This window comes from Myxococcus sp. CA039A (assembly GCF_013336645.1).
Taxonomy (GTDB): Bacteria; Myxococcota; Myxococcia; order Myxococcales; family Myxococcaceae; genus Myxococcus; species Myxococcus llanfairpwllgwyngyllgogerychwyrndrobwllllantysiliogogogochensis.
The window spans coordinates 1-4,857 of record NZ_JABUMQ010000518.1; the positions used below are offsets into that span (position 1 = coordinate 1).

Genomic DNA, 4,857 nt, shown 5'->3' on the forward strand with positions numbered 1-4,857 from the left:
GCCGACGACGCGGCGCGCTTCTCCGCCTCGGCGGGCTTGGATTCCTTCGAGCAGCTCGCCGCGCTCAAGCAGAGCAGGGCGCACAGCATCACCGGACCGACGCGGGAGGCAGGCATCTACTTCACGCCCTTCTTGGCGAGGTCGGGGTGGCAGAGGGAGCACTGGGATTCGGGCCGCTCGTGCTCCGCGCACCAGTCGCCCTTGGCCTTGAAGACGGCGGCGAGCTTCGGGTTGCAGCGCGTGCACAGGGACTTCTGTACGCCGTGCTCACACTTGGGCTTCTCGGCTTCGGAGGACTGGGACTTCTCGGGGGCCTTGGGCGCTTCGGCCAGGGCAGGGGAGACGGTGAGCAGCGCGACGAGCACGGACAGGGTACGCAGAGAATGCATGAGGAGACTCCAGCCGGGGCGGTCGCCCACGGCGGTGAATTCCCGCGCGACCAGGCGCGGGGGCGTTGGACAAGGCTTCAGGCGACGAGGACGCGCATGCACGCGCACGCCCGGTGGGCATGCGGAGGGCACACGTCTCCCGTGAAGGGAGGCGTCAGGCTCTAGGCGGCTGGAAGATGTCGTCGGCCAGCCCGGAGAGGACCGGCTCGTCCACGCGGCCCGGCACGGGCGGCGGAGTGGGCGCGTCCGCGAGGTTCTCCAGGACGGGAACCGGCGCGGGAGTGGCCCTCAGCGGGCAGCAGGGGCAGAGGACGCAGCTGGGAGCGCAGTCGGTGCACTCGTCGTCTTCTTCCTCCGCGCAGTCGGCGTGCGTGTCCGAAGCGAAGGCCAGCGTCTGAAAGACGCCGCCCGTCATCAGGACGAGGAGCACGGCCAGGAATCGCAGGAGGAACCGCATCCACCCACTGGCTTAGCCAGGACGAAGGGTCGGAGTCAATTCGCCGAGCCGGCCGCCCGGCTCTCCGGCGTGACGGTCAACTTCTCCAGGAGGCGTCGCATGGCCCGCGAGTCCCAGTCACGAGGGCCTGGGAAGCGGGCGACCAGTCGGCCATCGACCACGAGGAGGCTGGTCGGGAGCAGTTCCACGCCGAAGGCATGGGCGACCTGCTTGCCCACGTCCAGGCGCAGGCGAAACTCGGGTGGGGGAGGGCCCTCGAAGTACGACTCCACGTCCGCGAGGTCCGTGTCGTGGCTGAGGACGATGACCTGGAGTCCCTCGGGAGGCGATTCGGCCAGGGAACGCAGCTGAGGTGTCTCCCCGCGGCAGGGAGGGCACCACGACGCCCAGAACACCACCAGCAACGCGCGCGAGTCCGGTGCATCCGCGATGATCGGCGCGGGGCCTTCTATCCGGACGTAGCTGGGCGGAGGGTCACTCCGGCAGGCCCAGGTCATGGCGAGCAGGCCGAGCGCCAGGGCGTGCCAGGGGTGATGGATGCGCATCAAGCCCTGAAGGTAGCGCGGGCCCTTGGCCCATGCCATGCCCGCACGCAATCGAAGCGGTCTTCGTTCGTGCAGGGGAAGTGGTTGTGGGCCTGAACCGGTGGAGATGGCGGGTTCTGGCTGTTCTACGTGTCGCGGGAGTCCTGAATGAAGCGCGGTTGGATGGATGTGGGTGTTGTCGCGGGACTGGCGCTGTTGCTCGTGGTGTCACCGGCCACCGCGGCGAGCCGGAAGGACGCGATTGATCGCCTGACGGCGAAGTACACCGAGCTGAAGCAGTTCAATGGTGCGCTGCTGGTCGCCGACGAGAAGGGCATCATCCTCAAGAAGGGGTATGGCCCGGCGAACTTCGAGTGGCAGATCCCGGTAACGCCGGACACGAAGTTCCGCATCGGCTCCATCACCAAGCAGTTCACCGCCGTGCTCATCCTGAAGCTCGTGGAAGAGGGCAAGGTGGGGCTCGAGGACCCCATCACGAAGCACCTGCCGGACTACCGCCAGGACACGGGCGCGCGCGTCACGGTGACGCACCTGCTGAACCACACGTCGGGCATCCCCAGCTACACGTCGCGGCCAGACTTCAGTGCGAAGTTCGCTCGCAATCCGTACAAGGTTCCCGACTTCGTGAAGCAGTTCGCCAGCGGCGACCTGGAGTTCGAGCCGGGGTCGAAGTACTCGTACAACAACTCGGGCTACTTCCTCCTGGGCGCCATCATCGAGAAGGTGACGGGCAAGACCTATGCGCAGGTGTTGCGCGAGCGGATCTTCGAGCCGGTGGGGATGAAGAACACGGGCTTCGACGTGTCGGCGACGGTGCTGGCGAAGCGCGCGAGCGGCTACGAGCGCAACCCGGGCGGCTTCGTGAACGCGGCATACATCGACATGGGCCTGCCTTATGCCGCCGGGTCGATGTACTCGACGGTGGAGGATCTCTACCTGTGGGACCGCGCGCTCTACGGGGACAAGGTGCTGCCGGCGGCGCTGAAGCAGAAGATGTTCACCCCGGGGCTGGACGACTACGGCTTCGGCTGGAACGTGGCCCCGACCCAACTGGATGACGGGAAGACGAAGGTCGCGACCACGAGCCACGGTGGAGGCATCCACGGCTTCAGCTCGTTTCTGATTCGCGTGCCGGAAAAGAAGGAAGTTGTCATCGTTTTGAGCAACGTGGGGCGCGGGGTGAGGGCGCGCAGCGTGGCAGTGGGAGCCCTGAGCATCCTGCACGGCGTCACGCCCCAGACTCCGCTGAAGCCGATGGGCGAAGTGGTGTGGGAGGTGCTCGACAAGGGGACCGCCTCGGACGCCATCGCGCGGTACAAGACGGTCAAGGAGAAGAAGCCCACCGAGTACTTCTTCGGTCCGGGAGAACTCAACACCGTCGGCTATCAGCTGTTGTCGGCCGGGCGCATGCCGGAGGCCATCGAGATCTTCAAGTTCAACGTGGATCAGTTCCCGCAGGATGGGAACGTCCATGACAGCCTGGGCGAAGCGTATCTGGCCAACGGCGACAAGGCCCTGGCCGCGTCGAGCTATCGCCGGTCGCTGGAGTTGGATCCGTCCAACACGAACGCGGAGAAGGTTCTCAAGGAGATCGAGAAGCCCGCGGCGAAGACGCCCTGACGTATCGACTCCCGCGGGGCTTGGGCTCCGCGGGAGTATGTTTCCCGCTCATGAGCGACCCGGTTCTCTACCGCCCCTTCGACATCGTCCAACGCCTGGGGACAGAGAAGGCCGTCATCTACCGTTGCATTGAAGTGCTTCCCGGACGCGGCTTCATGGTCCAGAGCGCTGACAGGGTCTGGTTGCCCGTGGAGCGAGAGATGCTCCGGGGCCACGAGCAGCGCTTCTGGGAATTGCTTTGTGAAGAGGCTCCCGAGGTGAGGAGCAGGCTGTTCGCGACGGTTGAGCAAGCCATCGCTTCATTCGACGCCGACTTCAACGAGGACTGAGCGGGCACCCAGGCGTCGGCTACGGTCACCGCGATTCTCGCCGTCATAGGAATGCCGCCGGGCAGCTCGCCGTTCACTTGCCCCTGTGGTGTGTTTTCCGTGAGGCGAGACGGTTGGCGAGCCAGCCGGCGGGCAGGGCGCGTCGCGCGAGTGACGCCGCGTCCGTCCACGGCCCCTCGGCTCCAGTGGTATGAGCCCGGGATGCGCACCGCGCGCACCGCCTCGTGGTCTCGGTTTCTGGTTGTTCTCTTGCTGCTGGGGTTGAGCGCTGGCGTCGCGTCTGGCGCCCCGGCACTCGAGCTGGTGCAGGTGGGAGGCGCCCGCCCCTTTGAGGCCGAGTACATCACCGAGGTGATGTACGACCGCGTGGGGCTGCTCTGGATTGGCACCCGCGAGGGGCTCTACCTCCACGACGGTCAGCGCTTTCGCAAGTTCCAGTACGAGCTCGGCAACCCCGCATCCCTGGCGAGCAACGCGGTGCGGACCTTGTTCGAAGACCGCCTCGGTCGCCTGTGGGTCGGCACCATGACGGGCGGGCTGAGCCTGGTGGACCGGGCACACTGGTCTTTCAAACACTTCCGCCACGACTCCTCGGACGCCACGAGCCTTCCCCACGACGGCGTGTTCGCGCTCGCGGACGCGGATGACGGCCAACTGTGGGTGGGGACGAGCGCGGGCCTGGCGTTGCTGGACCCATCGACCGGGCGAGCGGTGCGCGTGCCGCTCGTACCGGGAGGCGGCGAGGAGTTCGTGATGGCGCTGCGTCACGACCGCGCCGGCGCGCTCTGGGTGGGCACGCTCAAGGGTGGCTTGTTCCGGCTGGACCCGGGAACCCACGCCTTCGAGCACGTCTCTCCAGACGAGGGAGGCCCCGACGCGAGGGATGTCTTCAGCCTCGCCCCGGACCTGGGCGGAGGAATGTGGGTGGGGACGCGCGCGGGGCTCTATCGGATCGGGCCGGGCGAGCAGGTCCTTCGCCGCGCCAGGCTCACGCCGTCCAGCGTCGTGGACAAGCTGCGTACCGTCACCGAGCTCGAGCCCGATGGGCGAGGGACGCTGTGGGTCGGCTCCTTCGGCTCAGGCCTGTTTCGCGTGGACACCGTGAGCGGAGTGGTGAGCGAGGAGCGGCTTCCTTCGGCGGGGCCCGGCTACGAGCAGCGCATCGACGAGGGCTCGCTCGCCGTGGGCGCGAGCGGAGACCTGTTCATCGGCACGTTTGGAATGGGCCTGTTCCATGCGCCGCTGCGCTCCGACGTCTTCCAGACGCTGCGGGCGAGGGGTGGGGACAGGACCTCCGGGCTGACGAACGAGGACGTGTGGGCGGTGACTCCCGAAGACGAGGGCCACCTGCTGGTGGGCAGCTTCGGCGGGGGCGTGGACCGCGTGGATGTGCGCACCGGTCAGGCCGAGCCTCTGCGCGTGCCCGTTCCCGAGGGTGCGGATGCGCGCGGTGTGCTGAGCCTGCTGCGCACGAGGGAGGGCATGTTGTGGGCGGGCTTCACGCAGGGCTCGTACCG

The 4,857-nt window shown here is 67.4% G+C and carries 6 protein-coding genes; 3 read left to right on the forward strand and 3 right to left on the reverse strand.

Annotated features, from left to right (window positions below; all coding sequences use genetic code 11):
* Positions 1 to 116: 116 nt before the first annotated feature.
* The 3 genes from HR086_RS44770 to HR086_RS44780 all read right to left on the reverse strand — a co-directional run bounded on the left by HR086_RS44770 (position 117) and on the right by HR086_RS44780 (position 1,430).
* Positions 117 to 389, reverse strand: coding sequence for a hypothetical protein (locus HR086_RS44770; RefSeq protein ID WP_174468708.1), 273 nt, complete (start codon positions 387 to 389; stop codon positions 117 to 119).
* 154 nt (positions 390 to 543) lie between these two features.
* Positions 544 to 846: a hypothetical protein gene (locus HR086_RS44775; RefSeq protein ID WP_141643313.1), complete on the reverse strand. Its 303-nt coding sequence runs from the start codon at positions 844 to 846 to the stop codon at positions 544 to 546.
* Positions 847 to 881: 35 nt separating this feature from the next.
* Positions 882 to 1,430, reverse strand: a complete 549-nt coding sequence (locus HR086_RS44780; RefSeq protein ID WP_306663482.1) for a TlpA disulfide reductase family protein — start codon at positions 1,428 to 1,430, stop codon at positions 882 to 884.
* A gap of 108 nt (positions 1,431 to 1,538) precedes the next feature.
* Here HR086_RS44780 and HR086_RS44785 point away from each other — a divergent pair, with 108 nt between their 5' ends.
* The 3 genes from HR086_RS44785 to HR086_RS44795 form a co-directional block, all read left to right on the forward strand.
* The gene (locus HR086_RS44785) at positions 1,539 to 3,011 is read left to right on the forward strand and encodes a serine hydrolase (RefSeq protein WP_174468709.1); all 1,473 of its coding nucleotides are present in this window, start codon (positions 1,539 to 1,541) and stop codon (positions 3,009 to 3,011) included.
* 50 nt (positions 3,012 to 3,061) lie between these two features.
* A complete protein-coding gene (locus HR086_RS44790) occupies positions 3,062 to 3,340 on the forward strand; it encodes a hypothetical protein (RefSeq protein ID WP_174462666.1) in 279 nt (92 codons plus the stop codon).
* A gap of 201 nt (positions 3,341 to 3,541) precedes the next feature.
* Positions 3,542 to 4,857: two-component regulator propeller domain-containing protein (locus HR086_RS44795; RefSeq protein WP_305794124.1), on the forward strand; the 1,316-nt coding region annotated here is incomplete at its 3' end.